Annotated in this window: 17 protein-coding genes and 1 tRNA gene; 13 read left to right on the forward strand and 5 right to left on the reverse strand. The window is 56.0% G+C overall.

Annotation, left to right across the window (positions count from 1 at the left end):
• Window positions 1–97: 97 nt before the first annotated feature.
• The 3 genes from dnaK to dapB all read left to right on the forward strand — a co-directional run bounded on the left by dnaK (window position 98) and on the right by dapB (window position 4,091).
• Complete coding sequence (dnaK, locus tag AL01_RS08030) at window positions 98–1,996, forward strand: molecular chaperone DnaK (protein ID WP_077397033.1); 1,899 nt, start codon at window positions 98–100, stop codon at window positions 1,994–1,996.
• A 187-nt stretch (window positions 1,997–2,183) separates the two neighbouring features.
• Entirely contained in the window at window positions 2,184–3,326 is a 1,143-nt protein-coding gene (gene dnaJ, locus AL01_RS08035; protein WP_077397034.1) for a molecular chaperone DnaJ, read from the forward strand.
• A gap of 12 nt (window positions 3,327–3,338) precedes the next feature.
• Window positions 3,339–4,091, forward strand: coding sequence for a 4-hydroxy-tetrahydrodipicolinate reductase (dapB, locus tag AL01_RS08040; RefSeq protein WP_077397035.1), 753 nt, complete (start codon window positions 3,339–3,341; stop codon window positions 4,089–4,091).
• A 68-nt stretch (window positions 4,092–4,159) separates the two neighbouring features.
• On the opposite strand, the gene AL01_RS08045 is transcribed toward dapB, so the two are convergent.
• The gene (locus AL01_RS08045; RefSeq protein WP_077397036.1) at window positions 4,160–4,873 is read right to left on the reverse strand and encodes an EcoRI family type II restriction endonuclease; all 714 of its coding nucleotides are present in this window, start codon (window positions 4,871–4,873) and stop codon (window positions 4,160–4,162) included.
• A gap of 3 nt (window positions 4,874–4,876) precedes the next feature.
• Entirely contained in the window at window positions 4,877–6,004 is a 1,128-nt protein-coding gene (locus AL01_RS08050; protein WP_206599227.1) for a DNA adenine methylase, read from the reverse strand.
• 236 nt (window positions 6,005–6,240) lie between these two features.
• Between AL01_RS08050 and metK the strand changes: the two genes are divergently transcribed.
• The 7 genes from metK (at window position 6,241) to AL01_RS08085 (ending at window position 12,601) form a co-directional block, all read left to right on the forward strand.
• Entirely contained in the window at window positions 6,241–7,425 is a 1,185-nt protein-coding gene (gene metK, locus AL01_RS08055) for a methionine adenosyltransferase (protein ID WP_077397037.1), read from the forward strand.
• Between the two features lie 118 nt (window positions 7,426–7,543).
• The gene (trmB, locus tag AL01_RS08060; RefSeq protein ID WP_077397038.1) at window positions 7,544–8,239 is read left to right on the forward strand and encodes a tRNA (guanine(46)-N(7))-methyltransferase TrmB; all 696 of its coding nucleotides are present in this window, start codon (window positions 7,544–7,546) and stop codon (window positions 8,237–8,239) included.
• Between the two features lie 57 nt (window positions 8,240–8,296).
• Window positions 8,297–9,946 (forward strand): electron transfer flavoprotein-ubiquinone oxidoreductase, encoded by a 1,650-nt coding sequence (locus AL01_RS08065; RefSeq protein ID WP_241502782.1) that lies wholly within the window; start codon window positions 8,297–8,299, stop codon window positions 9,944–9,946.
• A gap of 69 nt (window positions 9,947–10,015) precedes the next feature.
• Entirely contained in the window at window positions 10,016–10,765 is a 750-nt protein-coding gene (locus AL01_RS08070; RefSeq protein WP_077397039.1) for an electron transfer flavoprotein subunit beta/FixA family protein, read from the forward strand.
• On the forward strand, window positions 10,765–11,679 hold the full coding sequence (locus AL01_RS08075; protein ID WP_077397040.1) for an electron transfer flavoprotein subunit alpha/FixB family protein: 915 nt from the start codon (window positions 10,765–10,767) through the stop codon (window positions 11,677–11,679). Before AL01_RS08070 ends, AL01_RS08075 begins: the two co-directional genes overlap by 1 nt.
• A 189-nt stretch (window positions 11,680–11,868) precedes the next feature.
• Window positions 11,869–11,945: transfer RNA gene (locus AL01_RS08080), tRNA-Pro, on the forward strand.
• Between the two features lie 293 nt (window positions 11,946–12,238).
• Window positions 12,239–12,601 (forward strand): hypothetical protein, encoded by a 363-nt coding sequence (locus tag AL01_RS08085; protein WP_077397041.1) that lies wholly within the window; start codon window positions 12,239–12,241, stop codon window positions 12,599–12,601.
• Between the two features lie 78 nt (window positions 12,602–12,679).
• Here the strand turns inward: AL01_RS08085 and hemH are convergent, their stop codons facing one another.
• The 3 genes from hemH to AL01_RS08100 all read right to left on the reverse strand — a co-directional run bounded on the left by hemH (window position 12,680) and on the right by AL01_RS08100 (window position 15,621).
• A complete protein-coding gene (hemH, locus tag AL01_RS08090) occupies window positions 12,680–13,711 on the reverse strand; it encodes a ferrochelatase (protein WP_077397042.1) in 1,032 nt (343 codons plus the stop codon).
• A 124-nt stretch (window positions 13,712–13,835) separates the two neighbouring features.
• Window positions 13,836–14,900: an aspartate-semialdehyde dehydrogenase gene (locus AL01_RS08095; protein ID WP_077397043.1), complete on the reverse strand. Its 1,065-nt coding sequence runs from the start codon at window positions 14,898–14,900 to the stop codon at window positions 13,836–13,838.
• Between the two features lie 82 nt (window positions 14,901–14,982).
• The gene (locus tag AL01_RS08100; RefSeq protein WP_077397044.1) at window positions 14,983–15,621 is read right to left on the reverse strand and encodes a 2OG-Fe(II) oxygenase; all 639 of its coding nucleotides are present in this window, start codon (window positions 15,619–15,621) and stop codon (window positions 14,983–14,985) included.
• Window positions 15,622–15,764: 143 nt separating this feature from the next.
• Here AL01_RS08100 and AL01_RS08105 point away from each other — a divergent pair, with 143 nt between their 5' ends.
• The 3 genes from AL01_RS08105 to trpA are packed head-to-tail and all read left to right on the forward strand — an operon-like array spanning window position 15,765 to window position 20,557.
• Window positions 15,765–18,467 (forward strand): 2-oxoglutarate dehydrogenase E1 component, encoded by a 2,703-nt coding sequence (locus AL01_RS08105; protein ID WP_077397045.1) that lies wholly within the window; start codon window positions 15,765–15,767, stop codon window positions 18,465–18,467.
• Window positions 18,468–18,497: 30 nt separating this feature from the next.
• A complete protein-coding gene (gene trpB, locus AL01_RS08110) occupies window positions 18,498–19,730 on the forward strand; it encodes a tryptophan synthase subunit beta (protein WP_077397046.1) in 1,233 nt (410 codons plus the stop codon).
• Window positions 19,731–19,741: 11 nt separating this feature from the next.
• Window positions 19,742–20,557, forward strand: a complete 816-nt coding sequence (gene trpA, locus AL01_RS08115) for a tryptophan synthase subunit alpha (protein WP_077397047.1) — start codon at window positions 19,742–19,744, stop codon at window positions 20,555–20,557.
• Window positions 20,558–20,603 lie beyond the last annotated feature (46 nt).

Genomic DNA, 20,603 nt, shown 5'->3' on the forward strand with positions numbered 1-20,603 from the left:
CATACCCTGCTCCCCAAACATGATAACGTCACACATAGGGTTTCCCTACGATGCCTTGAGGGGGTCGTGAGAAACCGCTGAAAAGGGACAGATATCCATGGGTAAGATTATTGGTATTGACCTCGGGACAACCAACTCCTGCGTTGCAGTCCGCGAAGGTAACGAAAACAAGGTCATCGAGAACAGCGAAGGTGCCCGCACCACGCCGTCCGTTGTCGCCTTTACAGAAAGCGGTGAGCGTCTGGTCGGTCAGGCTGCTAAGCGTCAGGCCGTCACCAACCCCGCCAACACGCTCTATGCCGTCAAGCGTCTGATCGGCCGTCGTTATGACGACCCGACCGTCGCTAAGGACCAGAAGACCGTTCCTTACGAAATCGTAAAGGGTGACAACGGCGATGCTTGGGTGCGTGCTCGTGACGAGAACTACGCTCCGTCCCAGATCTCTGCCTTCGTGCTGGGCAAGATGAAAGAAACGGCAGAAGCCTATCTGGGCGAGAAGGTGACCGAGGCCGTCATCACCGTTCCGGCTTACTTCAACGACGCACAGCGTCAGGCCACCCGCGATGCTGGCCGTATTGCTGGTCTGGACGTTAAGCGCATCATCAATGAGCCGACCGCCGCTGCACTCGCCTACGGGCTGGAGAAAGGTGATTCCGGCAACGTGGCCGTGTATGACCTTGGTGGTGGTACGTTCGACATCTCCATCCTCGAGATCTCCGATGGCGTGATCGAAGTGAAGTCCACCAACGGCGACACCTTCCTCGGTGGTGAGGACTTCGACAACAAGCTGATCGACTATCTGGCTGACGAGTTCAAGCGTGAACAGGGTCTGGACCTGCGCACGGACAAGATGGCTCTCCAGCGTCTGAAGGAAGCCGCTGAGAAGGCCAAGATCGAGCTGTCCTCCGCTAAGGAAACAGAAGTCAACCTGCCCTTCATCACGGCTGATGCCTCCGGTCCGAAGCATCTGGTCGTCAAGGTGACCCGTGCGAAGCTGGAAAGCCTCGTGGAAGACCTCATCAAGCGGTCTCTGGAGCCCTGCCGCAAGGCCCTGAAGGATGCTGAGCTGACACCAGCCGACATCAAGGAAGTCATCCTTGTTGGTGGTCAGACCCGTATGCCGAAGGTCGTGGAAAGCGTGAAGGAGTTCTTCGGTAAAGAACCCGCTCGCAACGTGAACCCGGACGAAGTGGTCGCCATCGGTGCTGCCGTGCAGGGTGGTGTGCTTCAGGGTGACGTGAAGGACGTGCTGCTGCTGGACGTGACCCCGCTTTCCCTCGGCATCGAGACGCTGGGTGGTGTCTTCACACGTCTAATCGACCGTAACACAACGATCCCGACCAAGAAGAGCCAGACCTTCTCCACAGCTGAAGACAACCAGCCTGCCGTGACCATCAAGGTCTTCCAGGGTGAGCGTGAGATGGCTGCGGACAACAAGCTGCTCGGCAACTTCGACCTGACAGGTATTGCTCCGGCTCCCCGTGGCGTGCCGCAGATTGAAGTGACCTTCGACATCGACGCCAACGGTATCGTGAACGTCTCCGCCAAGGACAAGGCTACCGGCAAGGAGCAGAACATCTCCATCAAGAGCGATGGCGGTCTCTCCGATGCGGACATTGATCGCATGGTCAAGGAAGCTGAAGAAAACGCTTCTGCCGATAAAACCCGTCGCGAACTGGTGGACCTGCGCAACAACACCGAAGCCATGATCCATCAGACGGAGAAGACCCTCTCCGAGAATGGTGACAAGGTTCCGGCTGCTGATAAGACCGAAGCCGAGGAGGCCATCAAGAAGGCCCGTGAGGCTCTGGGTGGTGAGGATGCCGAAGCCATCAAGAGTGCCAGCGAGCATCTGACACAGGTTGCCATGAAGGTTGGTCAGGCTGTCCATCAGGGTGGTGCTGCTGCTGGTGAAGAGCATCAGGCCGGTGGCAAAGCTGACGAAGATGTTGTCGACGCCGAGTTTGAAGAGGTTGACGACAAGAAGAAGAAATAATCGCTAGAAGGAATGGAGTCCGGCATCTCTACGCCGGGCTCTTTTTCTTGCGATTGGCGCCTGTTTCCCCCTCCTCTGGGGATACTGGCGCCCTTTTTACATTGAGGGCCCTACATCTGCCTACTGGCAGGTCACACCCCGCACGCCTTGTCCGGGTGTCCGCTCTCCTGCGTGACTGAGGATCATTATGGCTACACAGATGGATTATTACGAGACACTGAGTGTCTCACGTTCTGCCAGCGGTGAAGAAATTAAGAAAGCCTACCGCAAACTGGCTATGCGCTATCACCCCGACCGCAACCCGGGGGACGAAGAAGCTGAACTAAAGTTCAAGGAAATTAATGCCGCCTACGAAGTACTGAAAGACGACCAAAAACGGGCCGCTTACGACCGCTTCGGCCATGATGCCTTTCAAAATGGCATGGGCGGCGGTGGCGGCGCTGGTGGCTTCGGTGGCGGCTTTGGCGGGTTCGATGCTGGTGGGCTTGGCGACATTTTCGAACAGATGTTCAATATGGGTGGACGCCGTGGCCGCCAGCAGCGTCAAGCCGAGGACGTGCAAGTCCAGATCGACATCAGCCTGACAGAAGCGTTCTCCGGTGTCAGCAAAGAAGTCGAAATCGCCACCCGCAAGGCTTGCTCAAGCTGTCAAGGCTCTGGCTCTGCCGACCCCAATGCCAGCAAGCAAACGTGCCAGACCTGCCATGGCCAAGGGGCTGTACGAGTCCAGCAGGGCTTCTTCGTGGTGGAACGCCCTTGCCCAACCTGTAACGGTGCGGGTCAGACCGTCAGCAACCCATGCCGCAGCTGCCACGGCAGCGGTACTGAGGCCGCTAGAGAAACCATCAAGATTGACGTTCCGGCTGGTATCGAAGATGGCACACGTATTCGTGTCGCAGGCAAAGGCGAAGCCGGTGGTGAGGGCGTCCAGCCGGGTGACCTATATGTGCTGGTCACTGTGGACAGTCACAGCCTCTTTGAGCGTGATGGTGCCAACATCCACTGCCGTGTGCCCCTACGCATGACACAAGCCGCTCTGGGTGATGAAATTGAAGTGCCGCTGATTGATGGTGGTCGGACAACCGTCAAGATTCCTGCTGGAACACAGACAGGCGACAATTTCCGTCTGCGTGGCAAAGGATTCTCCGTCCTGCACTCCAAGGCACGGGGAGATATGTACATCCGCATTACCGTGGAAACACCCAGCCATCTGACCAAACGCCAGCGGGAATTGCTGAAGGAGTTCGAGGCGGAAAGTGGCGACCACAGCAAGGGCAGCCCGGAGCATAATGGCTTCTTTGCCCATGTTAAAAAATTCCTCGATCGGTAAAGGACACCAGAGATGAGCAGCACCTCTCCTCGTATCGGCATTGCGGGCATCACGGGCCGTCTCGGCCATCTCTGCGCCGAGGAAGCCGGACCTCTTCTGGTCGGGGGGCTATCCCGCACAGCAGACCCGGCCCGTAACATCGTTACAGATGCGGCCGAGCTAGCGGGCACATGTGATGTCATCATTGATGTCAGCCATGCCAGCCTTGTTCCTGCCCACGCCAAAGCCTTCGCAAAAGCAGGGTGCGCATGGGTATTGGGGACAACAGGGCTGGACAGCACCGCCCAGCAGGCCGTGCAGGACGCTGCCGCACAAGTCGCCGTACTACAGGCGGCTAATTTCTCCCCAGCCCTGACGATGCTGCTCTCTCTGGCTCGTCAGCTTGGTGCCGCCCTGCCAGATTACGACGCCGAAATTCTGGAGGTCCATCACCGCCAGAAGCTAGATGCTCCTTCTGGCACCGCTCTAGCTATTGGACGGGCCGTTGCCGCTGGGCGGGACGACGAGTTCGAAGCCGTCAAACGGCTAGACCAAAACGGGAAGAGACCTGACGGGGCCATCGGTTTTGCCTCCCTGCGTGGGGGGCAAGTCGTGGGCGAACATGATCTGCGCTTCTTTGCGGCTGATGAAGAAATCTCTCTCTCTCACCGAGCACTAGATCGCCGGGTCTTTGCCCGTGGTGCCCTGAAGGCTGCTCTCTGGCTGGCCGATGCCCGCCGCACAGCCGGTCTTTATGGCATGCAGGATGTGCTGAACACACCCTGATCTACCTTACAGCAGGCGAGAGCACCCAGTATAATGCTCTCGCCTGTCATTCCGTAAAATACGATTGGTTAGTGCTCTCTTAAATGGAATCTCTCTTTTCCATAGCGGGAGAAGTAATAATAGATGCTCTTCTCGGCGATGCTGTACATACGCTCTGCCATTTCACTTTCACTCCATTCCTCAACCCTGAAGTAGAAAGTCCCTCTATCAAACTCTCCTCGTGCGCCCTGATCATATAAATGTTCATGATTTAACTGACCAAACTGAGCAATCGTGACGACCCGATCCAAAATACTGGACCGCTCGTCAAAGTCGCAGCCATCACCAAAACAGACAAATGGAAAAATTGCCTCCATCTTCATGGCCGTTCTGAACCCAATGACATTCTTGCCCAGTCGTTCAATAGCATTTCCTTTAGCCTGTCTGGCCTTTCCCTCAGCAAGACGAAGATCGTTCGTCCCCTGATTTTTCTTCTCCGAGATCAAAATCGGATACAGGCCGCCATCGTTCGATTTTAACGATAAAATCCCTCCATCAGGCCGCATTGATGACGTATCAAAGTAGCAACTAAAATCTACACCAGGAAATATGGAGATGAGATTTTCTATGATGTATTTCAGTTTCCATTCAGAAACATGATCAAGCTCAATAAAAGGAAACTGCTCACCTAATCTCTCAACCACATCGAGAACAGCCGTCATGAGAGACTTTTCCTGTATCTTCGACCTAGCATTAAGTATTGTTCCCAAATGCTGAACCCGAAGCTCATTCTTTTTTGACATATCTTACCTTTTATCAACCAGATACAAATTCTCTGTTACATATATCTCTCTATCAGACAGATTACGACAACCGCGGAATGTATTATACTGCCTGTCCATGACACTCACTTCACCCAGTGAAGACAGCTCCGACATGAAACGATCCTGTTTTATGAATCCTTCCGAATTGTAGGAAATAAGCACAAAATCAGCCTTCACCTTTTCAATGGCATCAAACAGGCTCTTTTCTGCATAACGTTCCTTGTTATAGGAAGAACGGTTCCATGATTTGGGGATGCCGGAAACTCTACTGATATCGTGTGGTTCTTTATAGTCACAGAGAAGATTCAGCATGAAATAGTTCGACCCGTAAGGGTGCTGATTATAAGGGGGATCAAAATAGGCAATATCCACCTTTTCCAGCCCGTTCACGATGTCATTTGCATCTGATTTATAAACAAAAGACTCACAGTTAAAATTACTCAGAACAGGTTCAACCACTTCGATATTACGCATAATCCGAGAAAGGGCATTGCGTGAATTGCCGCCAAACTGTCCAACCCCAGCCCGATTCTTATAAAACCCTTTGAAAACCCCGGACGTATTTGTATGCACCGAGGCCTGAGCAATAACAGGAGCAAGGACATAAGGTCTTAGATGGTCAGGTGTCTGGGTAAGCACTCTACAGAAACTATCCAGAAATATGGCGTTCCGTCTCGTATAAAAAACCCGTTCCCCATATTTGATATTATCATCATCCTGGGGAGCATATAAAGCGGCAATGAACCCCGGAGAAAAAGACTCCTCAATAGCCGCTCTGACTCGCTTTATCTCATGGTTCAATTCACGAAAATCAATATCAGCCCTATTAGTCTGATAACAACTATTCGTCACAAAACTATAGTCTTCAAGGTCATTGCAATGGATAGATCGAGCGTGGCGCCTAGCCATACGGGCCACAACACCCGTGCCTGAAAATAGGTCTAGGAAATCAATACGCTCCTTCCCCAATCTCGCTTTCACATCGACAATGGCTGTCTCGATAAACCCAAGAAGTGCCCTCTTATTGCCCAAATACGTGATCAGCTGGCTTTTCAGAAAATCCGTCTCTTCCTGAAAAAGGCTCCCCTGCCCTCCCATACATTCAGCCATCTAAAAACACACCCTCCATATCCGTAGCCTTCCCCCATACAACACATTACAAACAATGCTAACTCTGGATGTTTTCAGCCATTCACTGCCCCGACCCAACCCAGCCATCTGGTAGCCTGCTCTTGACCTCGAGGGTATTTTCAGCCAAGCGGTAAGACTCTTAATTCCTGTCACTTGTGCCTTTCGGGGGGCAGGGGCAGCCTCTTTTCACCACTCATTCCCTGCGAGGTCCCTGAGTGCGCAATCACGGCGATTTTCTCTTTACGTCTGAATCCGTTTCCGAAGGTCATCCTGACAAGGTGGCAGACCGTATCTCCGATACCGTCCTGGACGCCTATCTTGAAGCCGACCCAGAAGCCCGTGTAGCCTGTGAAACGCTGGTTACCACCAATCGGGTCATTCTTGCTGGTGAGGTCCGTGGCCCCAAGGCCGTGGAAAACACCCTGATTGACCGTGCCCGTCAGGCCATCAAGGACATTGGCTACGACCAGGAAGGCTTCTCCTGGAAGAAGGCTGAAATCACCTCCTTCCTCCATGCCCAGTCTGCCGATATCGCTGTCGGTGTGGACAGTGCAGGCGATAAGGATGAAGGCGCAGGCGACCAGGGTATCATGTTTGGTTTCGCTACACGTGAAACCGAAGAGCTAATGCCCGCCCCCCTCTTCTACGCTCAGAGCATTCTGGAGCGCATCCGTGACTACCGTAAGCAGGGCGATGCCCGTGGCGTTGGGCTGCTGCCGGATGCTAAGAGCCAGGTCACACTGCGCTATGTGGATGGCAAGCCGATTGGGGCAACCTCCATCGTTGTCTCCACCCAGCATGCCGAAGGTATGCGGCAGAATACCATCCGTGAGATGGTGCGTGAGACCGTGCGTGAGGTCCTGCCAGAGGGCTGGATGTGCCCAGAGCATGAATTCTACGTCAACCCGACTGGCAACTTCGTCATCGGCGGGCCGGATGGTGACGCCGGTCTGACAGGTCGTAAGATCATCGTGGACACTTACGGTGGTGCTGCTCCTCATGGTGGTGGTGCTTTCTCCGGTAAAGACCCAACCAAAGTGGATCGTTCCGCCGCTTATGCCGCACGCTACCTCGCCAAGAACGTGGTAGCTGCTGGTCTGGCAGATCGCTGCACCATCCAGCTCAGCTACGCCATCGGCGTGTCCCGCCCGCTATCCGTCTATGTCGATCTGGATGGCTCCGGCAAAGATGTGGATGAAGTCCGCCTCGGTTCCCTGCTGAACGAGATGGTCGATCTCTCCCCTCGTGGCATCCGTGAGCGCCTGCGCCTAAACCGCCCGATCTACACCAAGACGTCCGCTTACGGGCATTTTGGCCGTATTCCGGACCCGGCTCTGGACAACTTCACATGGGAGAACACCGACCTAGCCGAGCAGCTTAAGAGTGCGCTCAACCGCTAAGTCTTTCTCCGTGGAGGGGGTTTTTCCTACCCCCTTCCACCTGTAAGCCCCTTCCCTGCCCGCATGATCATGCGCCAAGGGCGGGGCTTTTTGCCATTTTCAGACTGTGTATCGACCATTGCCTGACGACATCAAACCCCAACCCGAACGTCTCTATGGCCGCCAGCGTGGCCATCCTCTTCGCCCCCGCCAGCAGCGTCTTCTAGATGAAGCCTTGCCCCGTGTGCACTTCCGGAATATCGCCGAGCCACTGAAAGGCTTTGGTAAACCCGTTTCCAAACTATTTCTGGAAATCGGCTTCGGCGGTGGCGAACATGCATTCGATCAAGCCGCCCGGAACCCCGATACCGGCTATATCGCCGCTGAAGTGTTCGACAACGGCGTCTGCTCCCTCCTCTCCCGCATCATTCCAGAAGGTGAAGAAGCCACCGCCCTAGGGCCGGACAATCTGCGCCTCTGGGCAGAAGACGGCCGCCAGTTGCTAAAAGGCCTGCCTGATAGCTGCTTAGACCGGGCCTATCTTATGTTTCCGGACCCATGGCCAAAAGCCCGCCATGCCAAGCGGCGTTTCATCCACCCCGAAAATATCCGGCAAATGGCTCGACTCCTCAAACCCGGTGCCCATTGGCGTGTCGCCAGCGACCATCCCGTCTATCAAGAATGGGTAACAGAAGTGATGGGCCAGCAGGACCTCTTCGAGGCCCCAGCCCCCGCACTGGAGCGACCAGAAGGCTGGTCCCCCACCCGTTACGAGGCCAAGGCCTTCCGTGAAGGGCGGCAGCCTTTTTACTGGACCTTCACACGGAAAGGGTGAGATACCTCACCCCCGTACACCCCTTCATGTTTCAGACAACCCGCAGGAGAGTACCCCATGACACAGCCACAGAGCGATAATTCCGCCATCGAACGGGAAGAAATGGCCTTTGATGTCGTCATCGTGGGTGGGGGTCCTGCGGGCCTGACCGCTGCCATCCGGCTGCGCCAGGAAAACCCGGAACTCTCCGTCTGCCTGCTGGAAAAAGGCAGCGAGGTCGGTGCCCATATCGTCTCCGGTGCCGTGTTAGAGCCCACAACACTGGCCGAACTCTTTCCAGACTGGAAAGAACGGGGGGCACCGCTGGATACACCCGTCAGCGATGAAAAATTGCTCTTCCTGACCGAAAAATCCGCTCTCCCCGTTCCCGCTCTGCACCTGCTCATGCCGCAGATGGACAACCGGGGCAATTATGTCATTTCCCTCGGAGCCTTCTGCCGCTGGCTAGGCGAACAGGCCGAAGCTCTGGGCGTGGAAATCTACCCCGGTTTTGCCGGGGCTGATCTCTTTATTGAGGATGGCAAAGTCTGCGGTGTCATCACGGGTGACATGGGTGTTGGCCGCAACGGGGAAGAAAAGCCGGACTATATGCCGGGTATGATCCTACGGGCCCAACAAACCATTCTTGCCGAAGGCGCACGAGGCTCCCTCAGCAAGAAAGCTATGGCAGCTTATGACCTCCGCAAGGAGGCCGACCCACAGACCTTCGGCCTCGGCATCAAGGAGGTCTGGGAAATCCCGGCGGAAAAGCACCGTCCCGGTTTCGTGCAGCATAGTTTCGGCTGGCCATTGGATACCCATACCTATGGCGGAGCCTTCCTGTATCATTTCGGCAAGAATCTCGTTTCATACGGCTTCATCACCGCTCTGGATTACCGCAATCCGTGGCTATCCCCTTTTGAGGAAATGCAGCGCACCAAGCAGCATCCAGCTTTCCGGAAACATTTTGAAGGCGGACGGCGTATCATTTACGGGGCACGGGCCATCTCCGAAGGTGGCGTGCAGTCCCTCCCTCATCCCGTCTTCCCCGGTGGGGTGCTAACGGGTGACTGCGCTGGCTTCCTCAACATGCCTAAGATCAAGGGCATCCACACTTCCATGAAATCCGGCATTATCGCTGCCGAGGCCGTGATAGAAGCCATCCAGAACGGACAGAGTGAAGCGACCTCCTACATGGAACGCCTCAAAAATTCGTGGCTCTGGAAGGAACTGCACGCTGCACGCAACATCCGTCCTGCGTTCTCCCACTGGGGTATGCTGGGCGGTGCCCTCTACAGCGGGATCGACAGCATGATCTTTCGTGGAAAAGCCCCGTGGACACTGCGCCACCGCCATGCCGACAACGAGACCCTACTCCCCGCCGAACAAGCCCCGAAGATCAGCTACCCCAAAGCTGATGGCAAGCTAACATTTAACCGGGCCGAGTCCGTCTTCCTCAGCAATCTCAGCCATGATGAAGACCAGCCCGTGCATCTGAAAGTGCAGGACATGGCCACATGGAAGGCCACCAACCTTGCCCGCTTTGCCGCACCGGAGAGCCGCTACTGCCCTGCAGGTGTCTATGAAACCAGCGAGACAGAAGAACTGGTCATCAACGCCCAGAACTGCGTGCATTGCAAGAGTTGCGACATCAAAGACCCTACACAGAACATCAACTGGTGTACGCCAGAAGGCAGTAGCGGGCCCAACTATCCTTCCGGGATGTGACTTTTGAAAGAAAAGCGGATAGTCTGACTACAGTTTTACGTTGAGCTGCGACAGCAACGAAGGATGACCATGAAGGTTCTTGTCCCCGTCAAACGGGTTGTTGATTACAACATCAAGCCGCGTGTTGCGGCTGATGGTAGTGGTGTCGAAACGCAGGGCGTGAAAATGTCCATGAATCCGTTCGACGAAATTGCTCTGGAAGAAGCCCTACGCCTCCGTGAAAAAGGTCAGGCGGACGAAGTGATTGCTGTTTCCATCGGCCCGCAAGTAGCTCAGGATGTTCTGCGTACGGCCATGGCCATGGGGGCCGATCGGGCCATCCTCGTTCAGACCGATGCCGAGATCGAACCCCGTGTCGTCTCCAGCCTTCTCAAGGCTGTTGTGGAGAAAGAACAGCCGGGCCTTATCTCCATGGGCAAACAGGCCATTGATGATGACATGAATGCCACCGGCCAGATGCTAGCCGCTCGTCTGGGTTGGCCGCAGGGAACCTTCGCCAGCAAGGTGGAGATTGCAGACGGTAAGGTCAGTGTCGCCCGTGAGGTTGATGGTGGGACAGAGACCGTTTCCCTCACCCTCCCGGCTGTCATCACGGCGGACCTGCGCCTCAATGAACCACGCTATGCGTCCCTGCCCAACATTATGAAGGCCCGCAAAAAGCCACTGGAGACGATCGCAGCCGACTCCCTCGGTGTGGATCTGACCCCACATCTGAAAATCATCAGCGTGGCTGAGCCACCGGAGCGCAAGGCCGGTGTCATTGTCGAAACAGTGGAAGAGCTGGTCGAAAAGCTCAAGACGGAAGCGAAGGTGATCTGATGACCGCACTTGTTCTGATTGAAGCCGAAAACGGCGTAATCCGTCAGGCCTCCCGGTCCGCCATTGCAGCGGCTTCCCGCTTCGGCGATGTCGATGCCCTGCTTCTGGGTGAAGCCGGTGCAGAGGCAGCCAGCAAACTGCCCGGCATCCGCAAGGTACTGCACGTGCCTGCCCTAAAGCACGCTCTGGCCGAACCCGCTGCTGCTCTACTGGCTGGTCTTGCCAGCTCCTACAGCCATATCCTGTCTGCAACATCATCCACCGGCAAGAACATCCTACCCCGTTTAGCCGGTCTGCTCGATGCACAGCCGATCTCCGATGTTGTGGCTATTCAGAATGACGCCACCTTCGTGCGGCCCATCTATGCGGGCAATGCGCTGGCCACTGTACAGTCCAGCGACAGCGTCAAGATCATGACCATCCGTTCCTCCAGCTTCGACCCTGTGAACGAAGATGGCGGCAGTGCCTCAATCGAAGTTCTTGATGCTCCCGCAGATGATGGGAAAAGCAGCTTCGTAAAGCTGGAGCAGAGCGAGTCAGACCGTCCTGAGCTTGAAGTGGCCCGCGTGGTCATTTCTGGTGGTAAAGGCCTGAAAGATGCCAGCAACTTCCACACCCTGCTGGAACCAATTGCTGACAAGCTGGGTGCTGCCATCGGGGCATCTCGTGCGGCTGTCGATTCCGGCTTCGCACCGAACGAGATGCAGGTTGGGCAGACCGGCAAAGTTGTGGCACCTGAGCTTTACATCGCTACCGGCCTTTCCGGTGCTATCCAGCATCTCGCCGGGATGAAAGATAGCCGTGTGATCGTGGCCATCAACATCGACCCAGAAGCACCAATCTTCAAAGTGGCCGATTATGGCATGGTGGGCGATCTCTTCGAAGTTCTCCCCGCTCTGGCCAAAGCCCTCTAAAAAATCAGAGAACAAGAAGAGCTTTCCTGCTCATTCCATCTCTTCAGAAACCCGCCCCTATCTTCCTAGGGGCGGGTTTTCTGTATGAAAAGCCGCAAACCTGTAAAGAAGGCTTCATTTTTCTATAAAAACAGCCCGTTTGCCCCTTGCACCTTTACCTGAGGAAGGGTAGGAATAGCCCCACAAAGTCGGAGTGTAGCTCAGCCTGGTAGAGCACTGTGTTCGGGACGCAGGGGCCGGAGGTTCGAATCCTCTCACTCCGACCATTATTTTCCCCAGACAAGTTCATCTGTTAAGCGTTATGTAGAGTAGACGTAACCTGTGCGGACCCTTCACGTAGTAAGACCCTCTATACAAGTGACGTGATCATATTCTTAAAGTAAAAATTATACCCCACGGGTGTTCTGTCTTTCATCTATTCACCATATCGTTAGGGCGATGGACGCCCCCCTCCTTTATAGGCAATAAGGGGACGTGCTTTTTCCATTGTTGAGTGGAAGACCGACCCTCTCTTCCATGGAAACGAAACCGGTTATATTTTTTCTGCAAGGATCATAACATGACCCGCAAGATTTACTCTCTCATTGCTGCTGCCGTACTGGCTGGCTCTGTTGCTCCAGCCATGGCCGAACCGGGTGGTTGCCTGAAGTATGGTGCTGCTGGTGCCGTTGCTGGCCATGTGGCCAATAAGCATAGCGTGATAGGCGCCGTTGGCGGTTGTGCCGTTGGCATGTATCAGCGTCATAAATACCGCAAGAGCATCGCCGAAAAAGCAGCTCAGTGGGACAAGGAACACCCTGTCGACAGCAAGCAGACTGGCTCCGGCTGGTGGCAGAACAACCATTCTGCTGCTGCTCTTAACCAGAAGGCTCAGTGGTATGATGCTGAACATCCCAACAGTGATGCTCCAGCAGCTCACTAAGGCTTGAGCCTGCCTACATGAAAAACCCGGCCATCTCTGGCCGGGTTTTTTTATTATTACGCCAGATTCCAACGTTAATCAGAACTGAAACCCCTTTATCGCCTGCCGGGATAATGCCTCTAAAAGGGTGACAGCCTCCGGTGCGTCATTCAAGCAAGGAACAAAGGCGAACTCCTCACCGCCTGCCTCCATAAACTCTTCCCGAACTTCACGACCAATCTCATCCAACGTTTCAATACAATCCGCCATGAAACCCGGCATGATGACGGCAATCTTTGTAATGCCCTGTTTCGGCAAAGCCGAAATATAAGGGGCCGTATAAGGCTGCAACCATTCCATCGGGCCAAAACGGGATTGAAAGGTCAGAGGAACCTCTTCCTCGCTCATACCCAATGCCGTAGCCAGCGCCTTGGTCGTACGGACACACTCATCCCGATAGGAATCACCTTTCTCCACGAACTCCTTCGGCAAGCCATGATAGGACGCTACAAGACGCTGCGGTTTAAAGGACAGCGTGTCATAAACCCGGCGCACAGAAGCCGCTAGGGCCTCAATAAACTGTGGGTGATCAGGAAAAGAAGGAACTGTCAGCACCGAAGGCTGCCGCCGCAGGCGCATCAGCGCACGGAAGAGCTGGTCATTGGCTGTGGCGGTCGTTGTCGCTGAGTACTGCGGATAGAGCGGAATGCTGACGATACGATCACACCCCTGATCCATCAGCTCTGTTAAAGCCTGCTTTACGGAGGGCTGGCCATAGCGCATCCCCCAGGCCACCGGGATTCCATCCGGTGCTAAACGCTCTGCCAAGCCTTCAGCCTGTTTACGGGTGAAGACACGCAAAGGAGACGCATTCTCCTCCTTGTCCCAAATGCGGGCATAATTTGCCCCACTGGCAAAAGGTCTGCGGGCCAACACCAGCGTGTTGAGGATTGGCTGCCAAATAAGCGGATGTGCTTCAATCACCCGGCGATCTGAAAGGAATTCCTTCAGATAACGGCGAACGGAAAAATAGCCCGTATCATCTGGTGTACCAAGATTAACGAGCAAAACACCAACCCGCCCCCCTAAGGGAACAGGCGTGCGAGGAGGCGTGTAAGTAAAATAAGACATAGCTCCTCCACTATGGAGACAGCACCACCTTTTGGAAAGAGGATTTCACTTACACTCTTTTACAAGCATAACTTATGTAAAGGTTCCGTATAGAGGGCGGAACCTTTACAAACCGTAACGTCTCTTATGCCGGTTCTTCCGGGCGGGCCACTGGCTGCCAGAGCGGCGAATCCTTGCCGATCAAATGCTGTTCATCAAGGCTCTCGGCAATCTGCACGGCATTCAGTGCCGCACCCTTGCGAAGGTTGTCCGACACGCACCAGAAAGCCAAACCGTTCTCCACGGTCGGGTCGATACGCAGACGGGACACATAAGTGTCATCCTCACCCACACACTCGATCGGCGTGACGTAACCGCCATCTTCCCGCTCATCACGCAAGATGACGCCCGGTGCCTTACGCAGAGCGGCACGGGCTTTCTCCAGATCAACCGGCTTCTCACACTCAATGCTGATAGCCTCGGAATGGCCGATGAAAACCGGCACACGCACGCAGGTGGCCAGCACCTTGATATCCGGGTCCAGAATCTTGCGAGTCTCGACCGCCATCTTCCATTCTTCCTTGGTGGAGCCATCTTCCATGAAACGGTCGATATGCGGAATCAGGTTAAAGGCAATCTGCTTGGTGAACTGGGCAACGGTCGGCGCATCATTCACGAAGCTACCTTTCGTCTGGCTGAACAGCTCATCCATACCGGACTTCCCAGCACCAGACACAGCCTGATAGGTGGACACCACCACACGCTTAATGCGGAACAGATCATGCAGCGGCTTCAGAGCCACCATCATCTGGGCTGTAGAGCAGTTGGGATTAGCGATGATGCCTTTACGAGCCTTCTTCAGGGCAGCGGCATTAACCTCCGGCACCACGAGCGGCACGCCCGGTTCCATGCGGAAATGCGAGGTATTGTCCACGACCAGACACTTTGCTGCCGCAGCCTTGGGCGCATATTTGGCAGACACCGCCCCACCGGGAGAGAAAAGCGCAATATCCCAGCCTGTGAAATCGAACGTCTCCAGATTCTGAACCTTTAGAACCTTCTTATCCCCGAAGGACACCTCGCGGCCAGCAGACCGGGCAGACGCCAATGCCACGATCTCATCCACTGGGAACTGACGTTCTGCCAGTGTCTTCAGAATTTCACGCCCAACAGCCCCTGTCGCACCAACGACGGCAACCCTGTAACCCATTCTCTCATTCTCCCTCAGGCGGGGTCTAACCTCGCCCTGTTTCATTCAGAAACCCATCCGGGCCTCATTATAAGGATTGTCTCTACCCGATGAAGGGCAACCGCTTGAAAAAGGCGGAAAAACGATGGCGTTGCAACTCACGGCGTGCACGAACATCCTGCGCCATGTAATTGAGCTGGACCGTATAACGTGGCCCCACATAAGGGCGGTGCCCATGCCATGTATCCGGCCCGTTCGGGAAAATGACCAACGTCCCCCCTGTAGGTGGAATCTCGCTGGCATAGTCCTCCACATCATCCGGCCCATTAAGAAAACGCAGGCAGCCTCCCTTATGGCCCCAATCCTTTGCCGGATCATTCAGATAAAGCAGGATAGTCACACGCTTGGAGGCACTGTCCCTATGTATCCGCCCATCTTTTGCCCGTGTCTGGCCCCGCATCGTCACCATGCTAGGAGCAGAGCGGACATCCAGCCCAAATTTTTCCGAAACGATCTCTTTTAGCTGCGGTCCGGCAAATTCCTCCATCATGACTTTTAGCTCTGGATGCAGCTTCAAAGCACCGAGAGGAAAAGACCCGCCTGCCCGTATCTCCGGCAGTAGAGAAACCGCCCGGGCAAGGGGCGGCCCCGCAAGAAAATCCGGCACTACAATGTGAGGGCATGGCGCCTGACTGACCGTGGCTTGCCTTACGGCTTCATAATTGAGAGAAATCGCACTCATAACGGCTACCACGCTACCGCCCCCCGGCAGGGCAAGCAAGCCATCCCGGTATTGTCGACTGACATAATGAGGGAAGATTTTGCCTTCACGTCATGATCGGTTAAAAATACGGCCCCAACGAGGCAAAAAGGAAAGAGGCCAGCATGACGGGCTCACCGCACCATCAGAATGCGATCAACGGCGAGAATATTGCCTATCTCGGTGAGCTATACGCCCAGTGGCTGAAAGACCCTGCCGCCGTCCATCCCGAGTATGATGCACTATTCACCACCATGGGCGACCCCACGGAGGCTGAAACAGGCACTCACACCCCAGCTTCAGAAGCGAGCCTTCGGGATGAACGGCTGAAAGAAGCCTTCCGCCTCTGCGGCCATTTGCAAGCGGAGCTGGACCCGCTGGGCCTGCGCCCTGCTCGCCAGATTGATGCCCTCACCCCAGACAGCCGAACAGACCCCGCCCTTCTGGCCCGCCTAAAGCGCACTTATTGCGGGCCTATTGGGGCCGAGTTCATGCATCTTCAGGACAGCCAGCAGCGGCAATGGTGGATCGACCGGCTGGAGGAAAAACCAGCAACGGCCCTCCCCCTTTCGCAGGAGCGTATCCTCAGCCTGCTGACCCATGCGGAGGGCTTCGAGACCTTTTGCCAGCAACGCTTCACCGGTATGCGCCGCTTCGGACTGGAGGGCGGGGAAAGCCTAATTGTCGCCCTTCAAGCCCTGCTGAATGAAGCGGCACGAGATGGCGTGCAATCCGTCTCGCTCGGTATGCCTCATCGGGGGCGGCTGAATGTCATGGCCAACATCCTGCGCAAGCCTTATGCGGCCATCTTCAGCGAATTTGCAGGCAAGGCCTTCTACCCGGAAGGAATCCGGGTATCTGGCGATGTGAAATATCATCTCGGCACCACGACAACCATCCGTCAGGGCCGCCACGAAATCCGCATCTCCCTCCTGCCCAACCCCTCCCATCTGGAGGCTGTAGACCCGGTCGTTCTGGGCCGTGTCCGGGCTGATCAGGACAAAAATAAGGACGAGGAACGCCAGAAGCATCTAGGGATTCTCGTGCATGGTGATGCCGCCTTTGCTGGGCAGGGCGTAGTGTATGAAACGCTCCAGCTATCCAAACTGGAAGGCTACCGTACAGGTGGGACAGTCCATCTCATCATCAATAATCAGGTCGGTTTCACCACCAGCCCGGACGCCGCTCATTCCGGCATCTGGAACACCGATGTCGCCAAAACAGTGCAGGCCCCCGTCCTGCATGTAAATGGCGACAACCCGGAAGCCGTGGCCCGCTGTGCTGCCCTCGCCCATGAATGGCGGAAGACCTTCGCCAGCGACATCGTAGTAGATATCATCAGCTACCGCCGCCACGGCCATAATGAGACGGATGATCCCGCTTTCACACAGCCTGCGATGGTGCAAACCATCAGCCAGCATCCGACATTACGGACCCTCTACGCAAAGAAAATTCTGGCCGAAACAGACATCCACCCTGCCGAAGTAGATGCGCTCTGGGATGATGTACAATCCCAACTGCACCGAGCTTTTGAAGACGCCAACACCTACCAGCCCGACCCGACCGATTGGCTGGATTACAGCCCGCAGGACCCCACCCGCCTGCTGGACACACCAGAACGCATCCAACCCATGACCGGCGTCCCCCTCCCCCGGCTCCAGCAGGTTGGCGAAGCCATGACGGCCATTCCAGCGGATTTCTCTGTTCATCCCCGTCTGGCACGGCTGCTCAAGGCCAAGCAGGCCACGTTAGCCGCTGGTGGCCCTGTGGACTGGGCCACGGCAGAGGCTCTCGCCTTCGGCACATTGGCCCTTGATGGCCACGCCATCCGCCTCTCCGGGCAAGATTGTGGCCGGGGTACTTTCAGCCAGCGTCATGCCGTGCTGACAGACCAGCATACGGGCCATCATTATACACCATTGGCCCATATCGCCCCCCGTCAGGCCCCTGTGAATGTATGGAACTCCCCCCTCTCCGAATATGGCGTGATGGGGTTTGAATATGGCTATTCGCTGGGCAATCCGGATGCGCTGGTGCTGTGGGAAGGGCAGTTCGGTGACTTCGCCAATGGGGCACAGATCATCATTGACCAGTTCCTCGCCGCTGGGGAAACAAAATGGCTGCGGACATCCGGCCTGACCTTGCTCCTGCCCCACGGCTATGAAGGGGCCGGGCCAGAACATTCCTCTGCCCGGCCGGAACGCTTCCTCCAGCTCTGTGCTGAGAACAATATGCGGGTTTGTATGCCTTCCAGCCCGGCGAGCTTCTTTCATCTGCTCCGGCGGCAGATCGCCCGCCGCTGCCGTAAACCGCTGATCGTCTTTAGCCCCAAATCACTCCTGCGGCACAAGCAGGCTGTGTCCCTGCTTAGCGAGATGGGGCCACAGACACGCTTCGTACCCGTTATTGCTGATGCCACTTGTGGTGGTGGGGCAAAGCGGGTCGTACTGTGCAGTGGCAAGGTCTATTACGACCTCCTCCAACAACGGGACGAAGCCGGGCTGAAACACTGCGCCATCATCCGGCTGGAGCAACTCTACCCCTTCCCTCATCACGCTCTTGCCGAAGAGCTGGGCCACCACCCGCAGGCAGAAGAAATCATCTGGTGCCAAGAAGAGCCAGAAAATGGCGGGGCATGGCAATTTGTGGATCGCCGCATCGAGGCCTGCCTGCGCGAGGCTGGGCACGCCTGTGCCCGCCCGCATTACGCCGGACGCAAAGCCTCTGCCTCCCCGGCGACCGGTCTACCCAGCATCCATCAGGCCGAACAAGACACACTCGTCCGGCAGGCTCTGGGGCTGGAAGCAACACCCACAACCATCGACTGATCCTTCATTCAAGACGTAAAGACACATATCATGCCAACAGATACATCCATCAGCAGCCAGCTCAATTCTCTCCGCACTGGGCCGGATGAACGGGGGCATTTCGGAATTCACGGAGGCCGCTTCGTTGCCGAGACCCTCATGCCCCTGATGTTGGAGCTGGAACAGGCCTATAACCACGCCAAAACTGACCCACAGTTTCAGGAGGAACTGGATTATTACCTCCGTCACTATGTAGGCCGTCCTAGCCCGCTCTGGCACGCCAAGCGGCTGAGTGAAACACTCGGCGGGGCGCAGATTTACCTCAAGCGGGAAGAGCTGAACCATACAGGCTCCCACAAGCTGAACAACGTGATGGGCCAAATTTTGCTAGCCCGCCGCATGGGTAAAACCCGCATCGTCGCCGAAACCGGAGCAGGACAACACGGTGTCGCCACCGCTACCGTCTGCGCCCTCTTCGGACTGGATTGTGAAATCTACATGGGTGCCACCGATGTGGAACGGCAGAAACCAAATGTCTTCCGCATGCACCTGCTGGGGGCCAAAGTCCATCCCGTCACGGCGGGGGCTGGCACACTAAAAGATGCCATGAATGAAGCCATGCGAGACTGGGTGGCCAACGTGGACAACACCTACTTCCTTGTCGGCACCGTAGCGGGGCCACATCCCTACCCGGCCATGGTGAGGGACTTCCAGTCCGTTATCGGGACAGAGGCCCGTGAGCAGATACAAGAACAGACAGGTCGCCTGCCAGATGCCGTTATCGCCGCCATTGGGGGCGGGTCTAACGCCATGGGGATTTTTCATCCCTTCCTTGATGATGCCGATGTTCCCCTTTACGGCGTAGAGGCAGCCGGTCTGGGGTTAGATAGCGGCAAAACGGCGGCCTCTATCGCCCGTGGCAAGCCCGGCGTCCTGCATGGCAACCGCACCTATCTGCTTCAGGATGAACACGGCCAGATCACAGAAGCCCATTCCATCAGTGCAGGGCTGGATTATCCCGGCATCGGGCCAGAACATTCATGGCTCAAGGACATTGGCCGGGTGAACTACGTCAGTGCTACGGATGATCAAGCCCTTGAAGCTTTCCAAACCCTCACGAAACTGGAAGGTATCATTCCAGCACTGGAAAGTGCCCATGCCGTGGCCCATGCCATCATGATGGCCCCGACCATGACAAAGGATCAGACCATCATCGTTAATCTGTCTGGCCGGGGGGACAAGGATGTCCCCACCGTTGCGGCCCATCTGGGCGTGAAACTGTAAGGAGACCCATCATGAGCCGCATTAAAGCCTGTTTCGACCGCCTGAAAAAAGAAGGCCGTGGTGCCCTGCTGCCTTATCTGGAAGCCTTCGACCCGGACCGGGAAACCTCCCTTGCCCTGCTACGCCAGATGCCCGAAGCCGGGGCCGATCTCATCGAAGTTGGCGTGCCCTTCTCCGACCCCTCCGCCGATGGCCCAACTATCCAGCTTGCCGCCCGGCGTGGCCTAAAGGCCGGTGCCACCCTAAAGGGAACGCTGGAGCTTATTGGTGAATTTCGCAAAGGGAATGACCACACACCGATCATCCTTATGGGCTATTACAACCCGATCGACCGTTACGGTGTAGAACGATTCTGCCAAGATGCCCGCTCCGCCGGTGTGGATGGACTCATTGTCGTGGACCTACCGCCTGAGGAATCCGAGGAGCTGGCTCCTTATGCCAAGGCGGCAGGGCTGGACATAATTACCCTCACCGCCCCAACCACACCCGATGACCGGTTAAAGACAATCCTTAAGGATGCTAGCGGCTTTGTCTATTATGTGAGCATTACGGGCATCACAGGCACACGCAGTGCTACAGAAGATCAGCTAAAAGCAGCCATGACCCGTCTCAAAGCCGCAACGGACCTCCCCGTTGTGACAGGCTTTGGCATCAGCACGCCGGAACAAGCCCGCATCGCCTCCCGTATCAGCGATGGTGCGGTGGTGGCCTCTGCCATCATCAAGGAGATGGCGGCCACCTACGATGAACACGGCCACGCCACCGACAGAAGCATCCCCACAGCACTGGAGAAAATCCGCTCCTTAGCCAAGGCCGTGCGGGACTAAAAAACAAGGCACAAGAAAAACCCCCGGCCTTTCGACCGGGGGTTTT

Source organism: Bombella intestini, assembly GCF_002003665.1.
Lineage (GTDB): Bacteria > Pseudomonadota > Alphaproteobacteria > Acetobacterales > Acetobacteraceae > Bombella > Bombella intestini.